This is a genomic window from Candidatus Eisenbacteria bacterium, from assembly GCA_016867495.1.
Taxonomy (GTDB): Bacteria; Eisenbacteria; RBG-16-71-46; order CAIMUX01; family VGJL01; genus VGJL01.
Genome location: VGJL01000010.1, coordinates 1 through 18,646 on the forward strand (window position 1 = coordinate 1; position 18,646 = coordinate 18,646).

Below are 18,646 nucleotides of genomic sequence, written 5' to 3' on the forward strand. Positions count from 1 at the left end.
CGGGATCACGGCGCGCGTCTCCAGGATGGCCATCGATCTGGCGCGCAAGGAGGGAGCCAAGGTCGGCTTCCTGCGCCTGATCACCGTCTGGCCGTTCCCCGAGAAGCGGATCCGGGATCTGGCCCGGAAGACGAAAGCCTTCGTCGTCCCGGAGATCAACTATGGACAGATGGCGCTCGAGGTGGAGCGGTGCGCGGCCGGGGCCGCCGGGACGGTGCACGTGCCGCATGGCGGCGGCGGTGTCCACGATCCCGAAGCCATCTTGAAGGCGATCCTGGGGGTGAAGCGATGAGCACGATCCTGGGCAGGATGGAGCTTCCGCTCGAAGAGCATCCGATCGCTCCCTACATCCGGATGGACAGGATGCCGCACATCTGGTGCCCCACCTGCGGCATCGGCACGGTGGTCAAGTGCTACGCCACGGCGCTCGAGCAGTCGCAGCTCGACTTGGACAAGGTGGCGGTCGTCTCTGGCATAGGCTGCACAGGGAGAGTCGCGGGATACCTGAAGCTCGACGGCTTCCACAGCACGCACGGGCGGGCGATCCCGTTCGCGACGGGATTGAAGCTCGCGCGGCCCGAACTCCTCGTCACGGTCTTCTCAGGCGACGGCGACCTCGTCGGCATCGGCGGCAATCACTTTATCCACGCCGCGCGCCGGAACATGGACCTGATGATCGTGCTGGTCAACAACTTCATCTATGGGATGACGGGCGGGCAGAACGCGGCCACGACTCCGCCGGGGGCCAAGACCTCCACGATGCCCTTCGGAAACTACGAGAGGCCGTTCAATCTGCCCCATCTGGCGGCGAGCTGCGGGGCCACCTATGTCGCGCGCTGGACGAGCCTGCATGTGCGGCGGCTGACGAAGTCCTTCCGAGAAGCGCTGGGCAGGAAGGGGTTCCGGTTCATCGAGGTGATCGCTCCCTGCTCGACCCTCTATGCGCGATTGAACAAGCTCGGCACCGGGTACGATCTGATGCGCTTCTATCACGACAACGCCGAGATCCAGCACGGAGCCGACGTTCGGGATCTGGACATCGCCTTTCAGGACCGGATCATCTGCGGCAAGTTCATCGACGAGGAGCGCCCGACCTTCCAGGAAATGATGATGGCGCACTACAAGAAGGTGCTCGGAGAGAAGTACGTGCCGATGTCGCCCGAGGGAGGCTGGATCCATGAGTAGGACGGAGATTCGGATTACGGGATTCGGCGGCCAGGGGGTTGTCCTGTGCGGGTACATCATCGGACGCGCTTGCGCGATCAACTCCGACCTGCACGCGACGATGGTCCAGAGCTTCGGCCCCGAGGCCCGAGGATCCTCGTGCAGCGCGACCCTGGTCGTCGCGGACGTCGAGGTTCTCTATCCCTACATCAAGAAGCCCAACATCCTCGTCGTCATGTCTTCCGAGGGATACCAGAGGTTCTCGGACGAGCTGGACGGCGAGGGGACCCTGATCTACGAGAAAGATCTCGTGCACCCCACAGCGAAGCCGGGCCAGCGGAGCTTCGGCGTCCGATCAACCTGGATCGCCGAATCGATGGGCAAGCCGATCGTTCAGAACATCGTGATGCTCGGGTTCTTCACCGCGGTGACGAAGATCGTCACACGGGAACAGATGCGGGAGGCCGTGAAGGCATCGGTTCCGGCGGGCACGGAGGAGTTGAATGTGAAGGCCTTCGAGGCGGGATGGGAGGCCTTCGAGCAGGAATACGGCCCGGGCGGGCCGGCGCGCAAGGAGAGCGCCTTGAAGGAAGCCGACAAGGCCTGAGGCCGCAGCGCCGGTTGCAACAGAGGAGTCTCAGGAGGCAATTGAGAATGAGGTCACGGCGCCCGCGCGCGCAGAGTCCCCCCAAAGCGGTGGCGGAGAAGCGCGCGCTCGTAATCGGAGGCGGAATCGCGGGGATTCAGGCCGCGCTGGATCTCGCGAACGCGCGCATACCCGTGACGCTGGTGGAGAAGTCGCCGTCGCTCGGCGGCCGCATGGCCCAGCTCGACAAGACCTTCCCCACCATGGACTGCTCGATCTGAATTCTCGGCCCTAGGGCCATGGATGCCGGTCGGCATCCGCTGATCGAGGTCGTCACGAATGCGGAAGTCATCGCGTGCGAAGGCGCGCCGGGGGACTTTCGCGTCCGCATCCGAAAGAACCCGCGCTACGTCCGCGAGGACAAGTGCGTCGCCTGCGGGCAGTGCGTCGATACCTGTCCGATGGTCGGGGGCAACGAGTTCGACGTGGGGCTCAAGGCCCGCAAGGCGATCTACCGCCCCTTCCCCCAGTCCGTGCCGGCAGCGTATGTCATCGATCCGGAGGCCTGCCTCAACTTCACGCCCTTCCTCAGCCAGAAGCAGAAGAAGACCCTCGAGAAGGTTCAGGAAGTCAAGAAGCGCAAGCAGGCCGACTATCCGCTCCGCTTCCTGCCGTGCGGGCATTGCATGAAGTCCTGCCTGGTGGATGCCGTCGACTTCGACATGCTCCCGGAGGAGAGGGAGATCGACGTGGGCGGGATCCTCGTCGCCGTCGGATTCCAGGAATTCGACGCGCGGAAGCTCGGCAACTACGGATATGGACGTTTCCCGAATGTCATCACGAGCCTCGAGCTCGAACGGATGCTCAACGCCTCCGGCGTCACGCTCGGTCACGTCGTGCGTCCCTCCGATCGGACGACGCCGAAGCGGATCGTCTTCGTCCAGTGCGTGGGCGCGCGGGGCGAGGGGGGAAGGCCCTACTGCAGCCGCTTCTGCTGCATGAACGCCGTGAAGGACTCGATGCTGATCAGGATGCACGATCCCGAAGTCGAGGAAGTGACGATCCTCTACACCGACCTTCGGGCCTTCGGCAAGGGTTTCGACGAGTTCGTGGAGCGATCGAGGAACGAGCGAAGCGCGGTCTATGTCCGGGGACGCCCGGCCAAGATCGAGCAGGTCGAGGACGGGAGTCTGGAGATCTTCGTGGAGGACACGCTGGAGCACGCGCAGAAGCGGATGCGGGCGGACCTCGTCGTCCTCTCCGTCGCCGCGGCGCCGAACGAGGGGGCGCTGGACCTGGCGCGGATGCTCGGGATCGAGACCGACGCCTATGGGTTCATGGCGAGAGAGGATCCGGCGGTCTCGGCCGTCGAGACGACGCGCGAGGGGATCTATGTCTGCGGAAGCTCGGTGGGGCCGCAGGTGATCCCGGACTGCGTAGCGCAGGCATCGGCCGCCGCCGCGCGCGCCGAGCTGTTCCTGGCCGGACACCGGAGCGAGAAGCGCGAGAAAGAGGTGGAGCCGCTCGATCTCTCGGGTCCCCTTCGGATCGGGGTGATGATCTGCCATTGCGGGATCAACATCGGCGGCGTCCTCGACGTGGAAGGGCTCGTAGGCCGCGCGGCCGGGCTTCCCGACGTGGTCGCGTCGAAGGGGCATCTCTTCTCCTGTTCCTCGGTGGGACAGGACGAGCTGGCGGAGATGATCCGCGAGCACAAGCTCAACCGGATCGTCGTCGCGGCCTGTACGCCGCGGACGCATGAGCCGGTCTTCCGCGGGGCCTGCGCGCGGTTGGGCTTCAATCCATACCTGCTGGAGATGGTGAACATCCGGGATCAGTGCTCCTGGGTCCACGCGAACGAGCCGGAGGCGGCGCAAGAGAAAGCCTGGGCTCTGATCCGCATGGGAGTCGCCCGCGCGCGGCATCTCGCCCCGCTCGCCGAGGGCGAGGCGCCGATGACGCGCAGCGCTCTCGTGATCGGCGGCGGCATCGCCGGGATCCAGGCCGCGACCGATCTCGCGGCCCAGGGTTTCCCGGTGACCCTCGTCGAGAAGGGCAAGGAGCTTGGAGGCAGACTGGCGGGGGAGGGCCTCAAGCACCTCTATCCGAACATGAGGGCGGCCCGGGACGTGCTGCGCGAGAAGCTCCAGCGGCTGGAAGAGAGCGGCGCGCGGGTTCTGCTCGAGACGGAGGTCGCCGGCATCAAGGGGTTCGTCGGGAGCTTCGAGGCCACGCTCAAAGGACCGACCAGCGAAGTTCTTCCCGCAGGAGCGATCATCCTGGCGATCGGCGCGGACCTTCACGACCCCGCCGGCGAGCATGGCTACGGCAGGCTGCCGAACGTTCTGACGAGCGACGATCTGGAGCGGCTCTTCACCGGATCAGGAGAGGAGATCCTGATCGAGGGGAAGAAGCCGAAGAGCGCGGCCTTCATCCTCTGCGTCGGATCCCGCGATCCGAACGGCTATCCGGGATGTTCGCGCTATTGCTGCCCCACGGCCATCAAGCAGGCCATGATCCTGTCCCGCCAGGGTATCGACACCACGATCTTCTACCGCGACATCCGCACGATCTCGACGGGAGCCGAGGAGATGTACCGCGAGGCGCGCGGACTCGGGATCCTCTTCGTCAGGATACCGCCCGAGCGCGCCGTGGAGGTGATCGGCGGCGAGCGGGCCGAGGCGGTCCGCTGCCATGACGACCTCCTCGCGCGCGAGCTGGAGGTTCCCGCCGATCTCGTCGTCCTGAGCGTCGGAATGCGCCCGAGGCAGCCCGACACGGATCGATTTCACGACATGCTCAAGGCGAGCGTCGGCCTCGACGGCTTCTTCATGGAGAGGCATCCGGAGCTGGCGCCCGTCGAGACGGTCGTGGAGGGGATTCTGCTGGCGGGGACCGTGCAGGGCCCGAAGGACTTGGTCGACTCCGTCGCCCAGGCGTCGGCCGCAGCCGCGAAAGCCGCGGTCTTCCTCGCGCACGAGAAGGTGAAGATCGATCCCACCGTCGCGGCGGTCCACGAGGCGCGTTGTCGCGGCTGCGGGAAGTGCGTCGAGATCTGCGAGTTCCAGGCGCCGGTCCTCGTCGAGATCGCGGAGGGCGTGCATGTCGCGAGGATCAACCCGTCGGTCTGCAAGGGATGCGGCACCTGCGCGAGCTGGTGTCCCTCGGGGGCGATCACGGCGATGCACTTCACCGACCGCCAGGTGTTCGCGATGATCGACGAGCTGCTCGCCGAGGAGGCGGCGCCGTGAGCGGGGCCCTGAAGCCGGCCGCGCGGCGCCCTCGCGTCGGGGATTCCGGGGCGTCCTGGGATCCCAGCATCGTCGTCTTCGCCTGCAACTGGTGCTCCTACGCCGGGGCCGACACCGCGGGAGTATCGAGGATCCAGCAGCAGCCCCACTTCCGGATCATCCGCGTCATGTGCTCGGGGAGGATCCAGCCGGGATTCGTCCTGCGGGCGTTCGAGAAGGGGGCCGACGGCGTTCTGGTGTCGGGATGCCACTTCGGCGACTGCCACTACATCTTCGGGAATCATCGGGCCGTCGAGCAGTTCGACAAGACGAAGAAGGTCGTCCGTCTCCTCGGGATCGAGGAAGGGCGCCTCCGCCTCGAGTGGATCAGCGCGGCGGAAGGGGCCCGGTTCGCACAGGTGATCGGGGAGTTCACCGACACGGTTCGCAGGCTCGGTCCTAGCCCGCTCGGAGCGAGCGCGGGACGGCGATCGGCCGCGCAACCGGCAAGAGGCGAGACCGAGCCATGACGCTGACGCAAGATCTGCTCAAGGCGGCCGGGAGGTCCAGGGCGTGGGCCTGCTACGACTGCGGCAAGTGCACGGCCACTTGCCCCGTGAGCCGGACCGGGCGCGACTACAGCCCGCGCCGTCATGTCCTCGCGACGGTTCTCGGCCACGAGGATGAGATCCTGAGCGACGGCAAGATCCACGCGTGTCTCACCTGCTCGCTGTGCGACCAGCGATGCCCGGCGCAGGTGCGCTACACCGATCTCATGCTCCTGCTCCGCGAGATGGCTCATCGGGAAGGGGTCGAGCCCGAGTGTCCGCACGGCGGCGCGTTGCAGTCGGTCATGCGCATGATGGCCGGAGGCAAGACCGAGCAGGACCGGATGGGGTGGATGCCGAGCGATCTCCGCGCCGACCCCGAGAAGGGGGAGGTCTTCTACTGGACCGGCTGCTCCATGTACTACGACGCCTTCTTCCCCGAGCTCGAGTCGCGCGCGCTGCGCGGGACCGAGGCGGCCGTCAGGGCGCTCAACCGTCTCGGGATCGTCCCGGTCGTCTCGCCCCGGGAGCGCTGCTGCGGCCACGACCTCCTCTGGAACGGGGATCGCGCGAGCTTCGAGCGGCTCGCCGAGCACAATGTGGACCTTGTCGCCGGGAGCGGAGCGGCGACCCTCGTCGTTTCCTGCGCCGAGTGCCTTAGAACATGGTCGATCGACTACGCCCCGCGCTTCAAAGGGAAGGCGCCGAGGATCGTCCACATCTCGACCTATCTGCTCGAGCGCCTCCCGGACCTTCGCATCGCCGCGAGGGAGCCGCTGCGGGTCACCTACCAGGATCCTTGCCGCCTGGGTAGGCATCTGGGGATCTATGACCCCCCGAGGGAGCTTCTTGCGGGGATCCCCGGGGTCGAGCTCATAGAGATGCGTCACGCGCGCGCCGCCGCGGGCTGCTGCGCCGGAGGAACCTGGTCGGACTGCGACCGCTTCGCGAAGCAGATCCAGGTGTCGCGCCTCAGGGAAGCGCGCGCCACGGGCGCCGAGGTCCTGGTCACCGCCTGTCCGAAGTGCCAGATCCACTTTCGATGCGCCATGAAGGATCCCAAGGTCGGGGAAGAAGTGCAGATCGAGATGAGGGATCTTGCGGAGATCGTCGCGGAGGCCCTCGCTCCGAACGAGTAAACGAGACGGCCGCTGAGAGGAAGGGGAGAGACCGATGATACGCGAGCAGACCGACGACGGCGTCCGGGTGGGCGTCTTCGTCTGCGACTGCGGGTTGAACATTGCGGGCGCCGTGGACTGCGCCGACGTGGCGGAGTACGCAAGCACGCTGCCGGACGTGGCCTGCGTCGTACGCAACAAGTACACCTGCGCCGACCCGGGCCAGAACGAGATCAAGACCGCGATCCAGCAGCACCGGCTGAACCGGGTCGTGGTCGCATCCTGCACGCCCAGGCAGCACGAGCCGACGTTCCGCCAGTGCGTCTACGAGGCGGGCCTGAATCCCTATCTGATGGAGATGGCCAATCTGAGGGAGCACTGCTCCTGGGTCCATCCCACCGATCGGGATGGCGCCACGTGGAAGGCGAAGGATCTCGTGGCGGGGGCGGTGGCGCGGGCCCGGCTCCTGCAGCCGCAGGAAGAGATGAGCGTCCAGGTGACCAAGCAGGCGCTCGTGATAGGGGGCGGCGTGGCCGGCATCGAAGCGGCCCTGCAGCTCGCCGATGCCGGGCATCGAGTGGTGCTGGTCGAGAAGGAGGCGTCGATCGGCGGGATCATGGCCCAGCTAGACAAGACCTATCCCACGATGGACTGCTCCATATGAATTCTCGGCCCTAAGGCCATCGATGCCGGTCGGCATCAGAAAATCGAGCTCCTGACCTATAGCGAAGTCGAAGAGGTCTCCGGCTACGTCGGCAACTTCACGGTCAAGATCCGCAAGAAGGCGCGCTATGTGGACCCTTCGCTCTGCAACGCCTGCGGCGAGTGCTCGAAGATCTGTCCGGTAGTCAAGCCGGACGAGTTCCAGATGGGGCTCTCGTCCCGCAAGGCGGTCTACATCCCCTTCCCGCAGGCGGTCCCATGCTCCTATGTCCTCAACATGGACGACTGCCTGGGGAACAATCCGCTCGCCTGCGGCAAGTGCGCCGAGGTCTGCGAGAAGAAGGCGATCAACTACGACGACCGCGATCAGATCGTCACGCGCGAGGTCGGAGCGATCGTCGTCGCGGTCGGCCTCGATGTCTACGATCCCACCGAGATGGACGAGTATGGATACACGCGATTCGAGAACGTGATCACGTCGATGGAGTTCGAGCGCCTGATCTGCGCGGGGGGGCCCACGGCGGGGCACTTCGTCCGGCCCAGCGACCAGAAGAGGCCCCAGAGGATCGGGTTCATCCAGTGCGTCGGCTCGAGGAATCCGAAGATCGGCCGCCCCTACTGCTCCAATATCTGCTGCATGAACACGGTGAAGGACACGCTGCTGCTCGCGGACCACTATCCGGACGTGGAGAACACGGTCTTCTACCAGGACATCCGCGCCTTCGGAAAGATGTTCGAGGACATGTTCCAGCGCTCCAAGGAAGCGGGAACGCGCTACGTCCGCGGGCTGCCGGGGGACATCGAGGAGGATCCGGTCACGCGCAATCTCGTCATCACCGTGGAGAACACCACTTCCGGCCGCATCGAGCGCCACGGGCTGGACATGGTGATCCTCTCCGTCGGCGTCGAGCCCCGGAAGGACCTGGACAAGATATGCAGGATGCTGACCCTCTCGCGGACCTCGGACGGCTTCCTGATGGAGTCGCATCCCAAGCTCAAGCCGGTCGACGCTCCGACGCGGGGCGTCTACTTCGCCGGCTTCTGCGAGTCGCCGAAGGACATCAAGGACGCCGTCTGCCAGGCGGGCGCGGCCGCGTCGCGCGGCGGGGCGCTCCTCAACGCGGGACGGATCAAGATCGAGGCGATCACCAGCCGCATCGACGAAGCGGCCTGCAAGAAGTGCGGACTCTGCGCGGCGGTCTGCCCCTATGGCGCGATCGTCTGGAAGAAGGGAGACGTCGCCGTCGTGGTCGAGGCGGCGTGCGCGGGCTGCGGCGCGTGCGGCGCGACCTGCCAGTTCGGGGCGATCACGATGCGCCACTTCACAGATGATCAGATCCTGGCGCAGGTGAGGGCGATCCTGGCCGATCGTCCGCAGGAGAAGGTTTTCGCCTTCGCATGCAACTGGTGCTCCTATGCGGGGGGCGACATGGCGGGGATCTCGAGGATCCAGTATCCGGCGACGGGACGCGTCATTCGGACGATGTGCTCGGCCCGGGTCTCGGAAGAGATGGTCCTCGAGGCGTTCCGTTGCGGAGCGCCTGTCGTGCTCCTCTCGGGCTGTCACTACGCGGACTGCCACTACATCAACGCGAATCGCCAGACGGTCAAGAGGATGCAACGCCTCTGGGACAAGCTGGAGGCGGCGGGGGTGCGCCCGGAGCGGCTTCAGCTCGAGTGGATCAGCGCCGCTGAAGGACAGAAGTTCGCCAAGGTGATGAAGCAGATGGAGGAGCTGCGGCGCACCGTGACGGCGGAGGAGATCCAACACGCGCGGAAGGCGCTGCGGCCGAAGCCGAGGAAGGTGGCGGTGGAGGAGGTCGTAGGCTAGGCCGAGATGACCCGCTGCGCGGGCGAAGCGAGCCCAACTGGAGGCACGAATGGGGGCGACGATCGAGAAGTTCCGATGCATGATGTGCGGCCACGAGTACGAGGAGGCCGTCGAGAAGGGAGAGGACAAGGAGCGATCCTGTCCGAAGTGCCGCTCCAACAGCATTCGCCACCTCAAGAAGAGGCCGGCGGCCAGGGAGTCGCTCCAGGGATGAACGGGGATCGGCGCAAGAAGGGGATCGGAGGCGGGGCCCGATGATCGGCAACGACGAAGGCCGGGAGGGAGCCGTCCGGGTCGACTTCGCCTTCAAGCGAGAGCTGGCGAAGAAGATCGAGGGGAACCTCGCGAGCTACTGCTACCAGTGCGGGGCCTGCGCGGGCGATTGCCCCGCCACGACCTACAGCGGCAACCGGTTCAATCCGCGCGAGATCATGTTGAAGGTTCTCTACGGCCTCGGCGATGAGCTGCTCACGAAGGAGTCGATCCTCTGGGAGTGCACCAACTGCTACAACTGTCATGAGCGATGCCCGCAGGAGGTGAAGCCGGTAGAGGTCATCATCTCCCTGAAAAACATGCTTGCCGATCGCGGGATCTGCCCCGAGCCCGTGGAACAGGTCATTCGGACGTTCGAGTCGAGCGGTCGAACGACCCCGATGACATCGGCCGTCAATCGGCAGCGGGAGTCATATGGCCTCTCTCCCCTGATGGATGTCCCGATGGAGGAGGTTCGAGCGCTCATCGAACCGGAGGCGGGACCGGTGATCGCCACGGCGGCCGAGTTCCCCGAGATCGCGCGGAGGCCGGCCCCGACCTCCACCGACTCGCAAGGCTCGCGCCGCTTCGCCTTCTTCCCCGGCTGCTTGATCCCCGTGAGGCATCCGGCGATGGAGTTCGCGATTCGCCATACGCTCTTGAACCTCGGCATCGAGATCGTCGACCTCGAGGGCGCCTCCTGCTGCCCCGATCCGATCTACTTCAAGTCCAAGGACAAGCTGTCGTGGCTCTGCGTCGCCGCCCGCAATCTCTGCCTGGCCGAGGAGCAGGGCGTCGATCTGTTCACGAACTGCTCCGGGTGCACGGCGACCCTTTCGGAGACCTACCACCTTCTTCATGACGATGCGCTGCGGGCTCGGGTGAATGAGAGGCTGGCGAGGATCGGGAAGAGGTACGAGGGCCGAAGCCGCATTCGCCACATCGTGACCCTGCTGAGGGACGTCGTCGGCTATGAAGCCGTCAGGGCGTCGGTCGTTCGGCCTCTCGAAGGGCTCAACGTGGCGATCCACTACGGCTGCCATCTTCTGAAGCCGAGCAAGATCATGGCGGTGGATGATCCGAACAACCCGATCGTGATGGAGAACCTAGTCGAGGCGCTGGGGGCGAAGCCCGTCCGCCACAGGAACTGGCACCTGTGCTGCGGGAAGGCCTGTCAGGCGGAGGACATCCCCTCGAACATGATGCACGATCTCCTCGGCGCCGTCCGGGAAGAGCGGGCCGACCTTCTGGGGTTGATCTGCCCGACCTGCTTCGGCCAGTTCGATCACGGGCAGGCGAAGATCGCGGCGCAGTTCGGGGAGGAGTTCGGCACGCCCGCCGTCTACTACTTCCAGCTTCTCGCGTTCGCGCAGGGCGTTTCCTACGACAAGCTGGGATTCGCGAGGCAGCGCTTCAAGCCGGAGTGCTTGAAGAGGTTTGAATAAGGCCCGGCTCCGGCGGCCGCCCCGGCTCCGGCAGGTGTAGTCTCCCAGCCCCCTTGTGCTATACTGGTCTGCGCGCGATCCACATCCGGAGGCCCAACGATGAGATCTCTCGTGTGTCTGCCAATCGCCGCGGCTCTCGTGCTTCTGTTGTCGGGGTCCGCACCCGCCCGAACTGCGATCTACGACATCCAGTACACGACCGATCCGTCCGGCAACTCCCCCATGGTGGGTCAGTCGGTGACGATCTCGGGCATCGTCACAGCGATCTTCGTCAGCGGCTATGTCGTCGCCGAAGAAGCAGGACCCTGGCATGCCATCTACGTTTACTCCACCCGAGACGGACCGAAGGTCGGCGACGAGATAGGGCTGAGCGGAACGGTATTCGAGTCCGGAGGCATGACGCGCATCTCGAGCGTTACGAGCTACACCCGACTCTCCCAGGGGAATGCCCTGACCCCATGGCCCGTGAATGCCCCCGGATCGGCGATGCGCTGGAGTCCCTGACCGGAGTCCTCTTCTTCACGAGCGGGGCATTCAAGGTCGAGCCGAGGACGACGGCCGACATCAGTGGGGAGGTCATACCTTCCTATGCGCTTCTCGGGACCGTCGTGACGATGGATGACGGCCTGAGCGTCCTTCAGGACGCCTACGTGATCATCCGAGGCGACCGGATCGTCGCCATACAGCAAGCCGAACCGCCGGGAGTGCCGATCGTCGATTGCGAGGGTCTGATCTTCCCGGGCCTGATCGACGCCCACAATCATGCAGTCTGGAACATCCTCGACCTGATCCCGTTCAACCGGACCTTCAACGATCGCTCTGAGTGGCGCGCGCATCCGCTCTATGCGGACTTCCAGACGCAGTACTACGCCATGCGCAACTATGGAGGCTCCGACGCGCAGACCTCGAACGCCTACAAGCTTGCCGAGGTCAGGGCGTTGTGCGCCGGGACCACGATGATCCAGAGCACCAACTGCAACGGCCCTGCCTACGACTACTTCGCCCACCAAGGAATCGGCATCGGCAATGCCGAGCGGTTTCCCAGCAGGGTCTTTGATTCGGTGTTTCCTCTCAATGAGACCCAGGCGTTCTGGACGCAGAAGCGCGGCGAGTACTGGGAGCGCTTCGTCATCCACCTGTCGGAGGGGATCAACGCCGGCGCGCTGCAGGAGTTCTACACCTGGCGGGACTGGGGCATGCTCGATGGGCGGACCACGATCCTCCACGGCGTTCCCTACGGTCCGAGCGAGTGGACGCAGATGGCCGCGGCCGGCGCGAGCCTGGTCTGGGCGCCGGCCAGCAACTGGTATCTGTACGCGGCATCGCCGAACATCCCCCAGGCCCTGGCCGCCGGCGTGAATGTCGCGATCGCTCCCGACTGGACCGAGTCGGGATGCCGGGACATGCTCGCGGAGATGAAGTACGGCTACGCGCTGAACGTCTCCCTCTGGGGCGGCATGCTGACGGCGGAGGACTTCGCCCTATTCGCGACGCGCAACGCCGCGCAAGCCATGGGGCTCCACGAGAGGACCGGCAAGCTTGCGCCAGGGTTCCAGGCGGATTGCCTGGTCATTCCGGGCGACCCGCAGAGCCCCTACGATGCGCTGCTGGCCGCGGATCCGGCCGACGTGCGACTGACCGTCGTCAGCGGCCGGCCGATGTACGGCGATCAGGAGTTGATGACGCAGTTCCCGTTCCTGGAGAGCATGGAGGAGATCGAGATCTGTGGCCGCGAGAAGATGCTGGCTGTTCAGGTCGACGCCTTCGCGATTCCGGCCTCCGACAAGGCGATGTCCCTCGTCATCTCGGAGCTGGAGGAGGCTTACGGCCATGCCCTTCCGCGGGTCTGCGCGTTTCTCGGCCCTTACTACTGCTCGGCCGCCGGCGCGGATGATCTGGCCCATGCTGGCGGTCCTTCGCTCTCGGTCTGGCCCAATCCCTCTCGCGGATCAGCGACGCTCAAGCTTGGCGGCCTGGGCGGCGGTCCCGCCCGTCTTGAAATCTATGACGGGCGTGGAGGGATCGTTCGTGGTCTCCTCGCAGGAACGCGGGGCGCTGCGGATCGCCTCGCCGTCTGGGACGGTCGGGACGAGGCCGGGAGAAGAGTGGCGTCGGGCGTTTACTTCGTTCGCCTCGACGGCGGCACGCGAGCCTCGGGCGCGAAGATCCAGCTGATTCGGTAGCGGGCCCGCCGGCTTCTCCGCCGGCTCCGGATTCTCGGCCCGTTCCGCGGGGCTGGGCTCCCGTCAGTCCCCCATCAGACGCATCGCGCGGATGACTTCCCCCTCGTCCTTGGCTTTCAGAAACGCCTCGCGAACGTCGGTGGTCTGGAAGGCAACCGCCATCTGCTTGTAGATCTTCAGATACTGCGCGTCGTCATAGGGCGGGGCGACGATCACGAAGAAGAGATGGGCCGGCTGGCCGTCGAGGCAGTCGAATTCGAGCCCACGGCTCGAGCGGGCGAAGGCGAAGAGAAGCTCCTTGGCGTGAATCGTTCGAACGTGGGGAACGGCGATGCCGCGCACGAGGCCCGTGCTCGCCTTCTTCTCGCGGCTCAGAAGATCAGTGTGGAGTTTTCCCACGCTCCCCGTTCTGCCGCCGGCCTCGACGAGTTGCGCAAGCTCCAGGAGCGCCTCTTCCTTGACCCGCCAGATGTATCGCTCGCGGGGAAGGGGCGGCTCCTCCTGGGGAGGGTTTTGGGTCTCCATCTCGAGCTTGATCAGCTCGGGTCTCAGGAGACGGGCCAGATTCATGAAATCGCCTCGGCTCACGCCGCATTCCAGCATGGCGCAATGGCTGGGCCACGCGGGAGGCGGCCGCATACGCTCCTTACGGGTCTATGAGAATCTCCTTATGATCCTCTCCGTGTCGATCGGCGGCTCCGGAGACGGCCGCCGGCCTCCCTTGTACAACATGTCCGTATAGGATGGCCGGTCGACCTCATAGAAGACGCCCAAGTAGTAGGTGTCTGGCGGATCTCCCGTGAGGCGGAGCGCGGCCCATATGTCGTTCGTGTCGTGGTCGTCCGGAATCGGCACGACGTGGCTCTGATAGTAGTCGTATCCGATGCTCTTGTTGAACGTGACGCAAGGGCTGAGGACATGAATGAACGAGAAGCCATTGTGGCGGATCCCGCGGTCGATCATGGCGGCGAGCTCCTTGGGGTAGGAGGAGAAGCCGCGGGCGACGTAGGTCGCGCCGTAGGAGAGCATGAGCTGGACCGGTTGGATCGAGTACTCGAAGGAGCCATAGGGGCTCGCCTTGGTCGTCGTTCCGGGGTCCGAGGTGGGAGACACCTGCCCCTTCGTGAGGCCGTAGATCTGATTGTCCATGACGATGTAGGTGATGTTGATGTTCCGCCGGGCGACGTGCGACACATGTCCGCCGCCGATGGAGAAGGCGTCTCCATCGCCTCCGACGACGAGGACATCGAGGGCCGGATTGGCCGTCTTGACCCCCACCGCCACTGGGAGAGCGCGTCCGTGGGCTCCATGGAAGCCGTAGGCCCTGATGAATCCGGGCATGCGGCTCGAGCATCCGATGCCGGAGACGACGACCAGGCGATCGGGGTCGATCGCGGTCGTGGCCAGCGCGGAGAAGATCGAGTTCAGCACCCCATAGTCGCCGCACCCGGGGCACCAGACGGGCTTGCGGCTGCTCTTGTAGTCGGCCGCCCTTCTCGTGGCGGCAGTCGTCGAGGGCTCGGGCGGGTTCATGGCGCCATCTCCCTTATCTTCTTCAGCACGTCGCCGCGCTGGATCGGCAGGCCGTCGTAGCGTGTCACGACAACCGGGTCGAACCCCGGAATCTGCGATCGGAGAAACGCGGCATACTGCCCCGACATGTTTCCCTCGATCACGAAGACCTTTTTGCAGGATTGGATGAAGGCCCGGATATCTTCATTGGGACTCGGGTAGATCATGCGCGGGACGAAGCCGCCCGCCTTGACTCCCGCTCCGCACGCGATCTGCACGGCCTCGCGGATCGGCCCGGCGGTCGACCCCCACCCGATTACACCGATGTCCGGGTTGGCGTCGCCGTATCTCTTCACGGAGCCGAACTCCTTCAGGACCCCGGTCAGCTTGCGCTGCCGCTTTTCCATCATCGCCCGCCTCGTCGGCGGATCGTAGGCGGGCTTCCCGTCCTCGGCGTGCTCGAGTCCCGTCACGACATGCGCGCCGCCGATCGTGCCGGGTATCGTCCTGGCGGAGACCCCATTCTCCGTGAGCCGGTAGCGGAAGTAGAGAGCCTGGTCCACGATCTCCTGGGGAGGGCACAGGGGGGACGTCACCGGCTTCGCGCGCAGGAGGGAACGCGGGAGGTCAGCCCTGCGGAAGCCGAGCGCCTGCTCCGTGAGCACGATGACGGGGAGCTGATAGCAGTCGGCTACATCGAACGCGAGTTGCATGATCTCGAAGCAGTCGCGGATCGTCGTGGCGGCGAGGACGACATGAGGCGCGTCGCCGTGAGTCGCGGCGAGCGCGAGGGAGAGGTCGGCCTGCTCGGTCTTGGTCGGAAGGCCCGTGCTCGGACCCCCGCGCTGGACATTGACGATGACGCAAGGAATCTCCCCCATGGAACTCAAGCCGATCAGCTCGGCCATCAACGAGAGTCCGGGTCCCGAGGTCGCGGTCATGGACCGCACGCCCGTGAAGGAAGCCCCGAGAACCGCCCCGATGCTCGCGATCTCGTCCTCCGCCTGATACATGGCGCCGCCGACGCGCGGCAGCTCATAAGCGAGGATCTCCATGATTTCGGTCGCCGGGGTGATCGGATAGCCTCCGAAGAAGCGGCAGCCGGCGTAGAGCGAGCCGAGCGCGACCGCCTCGTTGCCGGAGAGGACGATGAACCCCTCGCCCTCCTCCTCCTTCAGCTCGAAGGGATCGTGCTTCTCGACGTGCGCCACGGCATAGTCGTAGCCTGCCGTGAAGGCGTTGAGGTTGTCCTGCAGGATCTTCCCGCTTCTTTTCGCGAATCGTTCCGCGAGGTTCTTCTCGATCATGACCCTGGAGAATCCGAACAGGGCCGAGACCGCCCCCACGGCGACCATGTTCTTCGTTCTGGGCTCTCCGACATCCTTGCGCGAGATCCGGTCCATCGGGATCTGGTAGACGATCCGGTCCGCGAGCTCCGGATGGCGCCTCTGGACCGGATCATCGTGCTCTCCGTCGATCACGAGGACGCCGTGCTGGGCGAGGTCGGGGCCGTGGAGGCCGTAGGCATCCTCGTTGAACGCGACGAGGATGTCGTACTCGTCGCCGAGGCTGTATACATGGTCGAGGCACAGCCGGAGCTTGACCACGGAGGGGCCTCCGCGCGCTTCCGCCGGGAACGTGCGGAAACTCGAGCTGTGGATGTTCATTCTGGCGGCCGTCATGGTGAGGATGTCGCCCGCGAGGACGACTCCCTCCCCCGACTCACCGCCGATGCCGACGACGAACTCCCGGACCGCCTCCATGAAACCTCCCAGGCTTCCCTCGGGGACTGAACGCGCAGGGCGCATGAGGATCGGCGAAGCCGGCTCCCCTCGTCGTCCCTTCTACACTTGCCGGCGGGCGCTCTGCCGGCCCGCCTTGCCTCGGGCGGGCCTATCCATACAAGTTACGGACCCCCCCTTCACGAAGACAAGCGGAAAGATAGGCCGAGAGAGGCTACCTCGCTAGCAGACGGCGAGTTAGCGGCGCGGGAAATGCGCTACCATTCACGTGTGTCGGAAACGCCGCTCATCTCCATCCTCCTCCCGGTGCGGGACGCGGAGGAGTTCCTCCCCGCGTGCCTCGATTCCCTCATCGGGCAGGACTTCAAGGACTGGGAGTGCCTCGCCGTCGACGACGGATCCCGCGATCGTTCCGCGGCGGTCTTGGATGAATGGCGCCTGCGCGATCGCCGCATCCGAGTGATGCGGATGTCCGGGGAAGGCGGGATCGTCCGTGCGCTCGAGGCGGCCCGCCGGGAAGCGCGCGGCTCGATCCTGGCCCGCCAGGACGCCGATGACCGGAGCCTTCCCGAGCGGCTCGCCCGACAGGCCGAGACGCTCGAGCGCCACCCGGATCTGGCCGCGGTCGGCGCGCTCACCCGCCCCGAGGGGAGAATCTCGGGGGGCATGAGCCGCTATCTCGATTGGCTCTCCGGTTGCGTGACGGCGGAGATCTGCGCGCGCGAGATCTGGATCGAGAGCCCCCTCGCGCACCCGACGGCGATGATGCGGGCCGCGGCGATTCGCGGTCTCGGAGGGTACCGGGAGATGGGGTGGCCCGAGGACTACGACCTCTGGCTGCGGCTTCATCGAGCCGGACAGCTCATCTCGAATGTCGCTGAGGTTCTCTACTGCTGGCGCGATCACCCCGATCGCCTCTCGCGAAGGGACCCGAGGTACAGCCCCGCCGCGTTCCTCCGTTGCAGGCTCCATCATCTGAGACGCCATCTCGCGGAGAAGAAGATCGTCAGGCCCCTAATCGTGTGGGGGGCGGGGCGCGACGGAAGACGGCTGGCGCGAGGATGGGAGGAGGAGACCCGCTCGGCGCCCCCCGCTCCCGAGATCGTCGGATTCGTCGACATCGATCCGCGCAAGATCGGCAGGGAGAGGCGGGGCCGTCCCGTCCTCGACATGCAGAGCGCGATGCGCGCCCATCCCGAGGCGTTCTTCTTGGTCGCCGTCGGGGTTCCGGGGGCGCGGGAGCTGATTCGCGATTCGCTTCGAGCCGAGGGGCGAGAAGAGGGCGCCGACTTCCTCTGCCTGCACTAGCCGGGGGCTTCAGGACAGGGCCAGCATTCTCCGGATCGGGACCAGGGCGCGCTTGCGGATCTCTTCGTCGAGGCGGATCTCGGGCCGCCCGTCGCGCAAGCAGAGATAGAGCTTCTCCAAGGTGTTGAGCCTCATGTGCGGGCACTCGTTGCACGCGCAGGACGAATCGGGAGGAGCCGGGATGTAGGTCTTCCCAGGCGCCATCTTCTCCATCTGATGGATGATTCCCGGCTCGGTCGCGATGATGTAGACCTCGCCCGCATCCTCCACGACGAACTTCAGGATCGAGCTGGTCGACCCGATGTGGTCAGCGTGCCGCAGCACCGACTCCTCGCACTCCGGGTGCGCCACGATCTGGGCCGCCGGATGCCGCAGCTTGAGCTGGACGATCTTCCTCTCCGAGAAGAGCTCGTGCACCTCGCAGGATCCGGGCCAGAGGATCATCGGGCGGCCGGTCCTGCTCATGATGTAGCGGCCAAGGTGCTGATCCGGGGCGAAGACGATCCCTTGTCCTTCCGGCACCGACCGGACGATCTTCTCCGCGTTGGACGAGGTGCAGATGATGTCGGACATCCCCTTCACCGCCGCCGAGCAGTTGATATAGCTCACGACGAAGTGATCGGGGTATCTCGAGAGGAAGGCCTGGAAGGCCTCCGGGGGACAGCCGTCGGCGAGAGAGCAGCCCGCCTCCAGGTCGGGGACGACCACGAGCCGATCGGGGTTCAGGATCTTCGCGGTCTCGGCCATGAAGTGGACTCCGGCGAAGACGATGACGCGCGCCTCGGTCTTCTCCGCGGCCTGGGCCAGGGCGAGACTGTCCCCGACGCGGTCGGCGATGTCCTGGATCTCGCCCTCCTGATAGTAGTGGGCGAGAATGACCGCGTTCTTCTCCTTGCGGAGGCGCTCGATCTCCCCGTGGATATCGAGGCCGGGGTCGATCTCCGACGACATCGAGGCCATCTCTTCCCTCACGCTGAGCGTTCCCGCCCCCCGCCTCCCTTCGCGTGGAGTCCCGCTCGCATGCTCCCATCCTAGCACGAGGCAGAACGCCTCCTTTCCTTCTG

Annotated in this window: 17 protein-coding genes; 13 read left to right on the forward strand and 4 right to left on the reverse strand. The window is 65.7% G+C overall.

What is annotated here, in order from left to right:
• The 12 genes from FJY88_02805 to FJY88_02860 form a co-directional block, all read left to right on the forward strand.
• Window positions 1–292 (forward strand): 2-oxoacid:acceptor oxidoreductase subunit alpha (locus FJY88_02805; protein MBM3286269.1); only part of this gene is annotated, 292 nt, incomplete at its 5' end.
• Between the two features lie 17 nt (window positions 293–309).
• Complete coding sequence (locus FJY88_02810; protein ID MBM3286270.1) at window positions 310–1,185, forward strand: 2-oxoacid:ferredoxin oxidoreductase subunit beta; 876 nt, start codon at window positions 310–312, stop codon at window positions 1,183–1,185.
• Complete coding sequence (locus FJY88_02815) at window positions 1,178–1,771, forward strand: pyruvate ferredoxin oxidoreductase (GenBank protein MBM3286271.1); 594 nt, start codon at window positions 1,178–1,180, stop codon at window positions 1,769–1,771. The genes FJY88_02810 and FJY88_02815 overlap by 8 nt, the downstream gene beginning before the upstream one ends.
• The gene (locus FJY88_02820; GenBank protein ID MBM3286272.1) at window positions 1,690–2,031 is read left to right on the forward strand and encodes an FAD-dependent oxidoreductase; all 342 of its coding nucleotides are present in this window, start codon (window positions 1,690–1,692) and stop codon (window positions 2,029–2,031) included. Before FJY88_02815 ends, FJY88_02820 begins: the two co-directional genes overlap by 82 nt.
• Before the next feature lie 18 nt (window positions 2,032–2,049).
• The gene (locus FJY88_02825; protein MBM3286273.1) at window positions 2,050–5,001 is read left to right on the forward strand and encodes a CoB--CoM heterodisulfide reductase iron-sulfur subunit A family protein; all 2,952 of its coding nucleotides are present in this window, start codon (window positions 2,050–2,052) and stop codon (window positions 4,999–5,001) included.
• A complete protein-coding gene (locus FJY88_02830) occupies window positions 4,887–5,510 on the forward strand; it encodes a hydrogenase iron-sulfur subunit (protein ID MBM3286274.1) in 624 nt (207 codons plus the stop codon). Before FJY88_02825 ends, FJY88_02830 begins: the two co-directional genes overlap by 115 nt.
• Window positions 5,507–6,667 (forward strand): (Fe-S)-binding protein, encoded by a 1,161-nt coding sequence (locus FJY88_02835; GenBank protein MBM3286275.1) that lies wholly within the window; start codon window positions 5,507–5,509, stop codon window positions 6,665–6,667. The genes FJY88_02830 and FJY88_02835 overlap by 4 nt, the downstream gene beginning before the upstream one ends.
• Before the next feature lie 34 nt (window positions 6,668–6,701).
• On the forward strand, window positions 6,702–9,140 hold the full coding sequence (locus FJY88_02840; GenBank protein ID MBM3286276.1) for a hydrogenase iron-sulfur subunit: 2,439 nt from the start codon (window positions 6,702–6,704) through the stop codon (window positions 9,138–9,140).
• A 49-nt stretch (window positions 9,141–9,189) separates the two neighbouring features.
• Window positions 9,190–9,354 carry a zinc ribbon domain-containing protein gene (locus FJY88_02845; protein MBM3286277.1) on the forward strand — a complete coding sequence of 55 codons (165 nt, stop codon included), beginning with the start codon at window positions 9,190–9,192 and terminating at the stop codon, window positions 9,352–9,354.
• A gap of 40 nt (window positions 9,355–9,394) precedes the next feature.
• The gene (locus FJY88_02850) at window positions 9,395–10,837 is read left to right on the forward strand and encodes a 4Fe-4S dicluster domain-containing protein (GenBank protein ID MBM3286278.1); all 1,443 of its coding nucleotides are present in this window, start codon (window positions 9,395–9,397) and stop codon (window positions 10,835–10,837) included.
• 99 nt (window positions 10,838–10,936) lie between these two features.
• Window positions 10,937–11,341, forward strand: coding sequence for a hypothetical protein (locus tag FJY88_02855; GenBank protein ID MBM3286279.1), 405 nt, complete (start codon window positions 10,937–10,939; stop codon window positions 11,339–11,341).
• Complete coding sequence (locus FJY88_02860) at window positions 11,296–13,020, forward strand: amidohydrolase family protein (GenBank protein ID MBM3286280.1); 1,725 nt, start codon at window positions 11,296–11,298, stop codon at window positions 13,018–13,020. The genes FJY88_02855 and FJY88_02860 overlap by 46 nt, the downstream gene beginning before the upstream one ends.
• Window positions 13,021–13,083: 63 nt before the next feature.
• On the opposite strand, the gene FJY88_02865 is transcribed toward FJY88_02860, so the two are convergent.
• Genes FJY88_02865 through FJY88_02875 form a run of 3 tightly spaced genes read right to left on the reverse strand, consistent with a single transcriptional unit; the run spans window position 13,084 to window position 16,340 of the window.
• Window positions 13,084–13,659, reverse strand: a complete 576-nt coding sequence (locus FJY88_02865) for a PTS sugar transporter subunit IIA (protein MBM3286281.1) — start codon at window positions 13,657–13,659, stop codon at window positions 13,084–13,086.
• Between the two features lie 15 nt (window positions 13,660–13,674).
• The gene (locus tag FJY88_02870; GenBank protein MBM3286282.1) at window positions 13,675–14,553 is read right to left on the reverse strand and encodes a 2-oxoacid:ferredoxin oxidoreductase subunit beta; all 879 of its coding nucleotides are present in this window, start codon (window positions 14,551–14,553) and stop codon (window positions 13,675–13,677) included.
• Window positions 14,550–16,340 carry a 2-oxoacid:acceptor oxidoreductase subunit alpha gene (locus FJY88_02875; GenBank protein ID MBM3286283.1) on the reverse strand — a complete coding sequence of 597 codons (1,791 nt, stop codon included), beginning with the start codon at window positions 16,338–16,340 and terminating at the stop codon, window positions 14,550–14,552. Before FJY88_02875 ends, FJY88_02870 begins: the two co-directional genes overlap by 4 nt.
• Window positions 16,341–16,526: 186 nt before the next feature.
• Here FJY88_02875 and FJY88_02880 point away from each other — a divergent pair, with 186 nt between their 5' ends.
• Window positions 16,527–17,582, forward strand: coding sequence for a glycosyltransferase (locus tag FJY88_02880; protein ID MBM3286284.1), 1,056 nt, complete (start codon window positions 16,527–16,529; stop codon window positions 17,580–17,582).
• A 9-nt stretch (window positions 17,583–17,591) separates the two neighbouring features.
• Here the strand turns inward: FJY88_02880 and nadA are convergent, their stop codons facing one another.
• Window positions 17,592–18,542, reverse strand: a complete 951-nt coding sequence (nadA, locus tag FJY88_02885) for a quinolinate synthase NadA (GenBank protein MBM3286285.1) — start codon at window positions 18,540–18,542, stop codon at window positions 17,592–17,594.
• Window positions 18,543–18,646: the final 104 nt, after the last annotated feature.

Coding starts and splice junctions, on each gene's coding strand:
- FJY88_02810 (MBM3286270.1), top strand. CDS start 310: ATGGAGCTTCCGCTCGAAGAGCATCCGATCGCTCCCTACATCCGGATG.
- FJY88_02815 (MBM3286271.1), top strand. CDS start 1,178: ATGAGTAGGACGGAGATTCGGATTACGGGATTCGGCGGCCAGGGGGTT.
- FJY88_02820 (MBM3286272.1), top strand. CDS start 1,690: ATGGGAGGCCTTCGAGCAGGAATACGGCCCGGGCGGGCCGGCGCGCAA.
- FJY88_02825 (MBM3286273.1), top strand. CDS start 2,050: ATGGATGCCGGTCGGCATCCGCTGATCGAGGTCGTCACGAATGCGGAA.
- FJY88_02830 (MBM3286274.1), top strand. CDS start 4,887: ATGCGGCACCTGCGCGAGCTGGTGTCCCTCGGGGGCGATCACGGCGAT.
- FJY88_02835 (MBM3286275.1), top strand. CDS start 5,507: ATGACGCTGACGCAAGATCTGCTCAAGGCGGCCGGGAGGTCCAGGGCG.
- FJY88_02845 (MBM3286277.1), top strand. CDS start 9,190: ATGGGGGCGACGATCGAGAAGTTCCGATGCATGATGTGCGGCCACGAG.
- FJY88_02850 (MBM3286278.1), top strand. CDS start 9,395: ATGATCGGCAACGACGAAGGCCGGGAGGGAGCCGTCCGGGTCGACTTC.
- FJY88_02855 (MBM3286279.1), top strand. CDS start 10,937: ATGAGATCTCTCGTGTGTCTGCCAATCGCCGCGGCTCTCGTGCTTCTG.
- FJY88_02860 (MBM3286280.1), top strand. CDS start 11,296: ATGGCCCGTGAATGCCCCCGGATCGGCGATGCGCTGGAGTCCCTGACC.
- FJY88_02865 (MBM3286281.1), bottom strand. CDS start 13,659: ATGCGGCCGCCTCCCGCGTGGCCCAGCCATTGCGCCATGCTGGAATGC.
- FJY88_02870 (MBM3286282.1), bottom strand. CDS start 14,553: ATGAACCCGCCCGAGCCCTCGACGACTGCCGCCACGAGAAGGGCGGCC.
- FJY88_02875 (MBM3286283.1), bottom strand. CDS start 16,340: ATGCGCCCTGCGCGTTCAGTCCCCGAGGGAAGCCTGGGAGGTTTCATG.
- FJY88_02880 (MBM3286284.1), top strand. CDS start 16,527: ATGCGCTACCATTCACGTGTGTCGGAAACGCCGCTCATCTCCATCCTC.
- nadA (MBM3286285.1), bottom strand. CDS start 18,542: ATGGCCTCGATGTCGTCGGAGATCGACCCCGGCCTCGATATCCACGGG.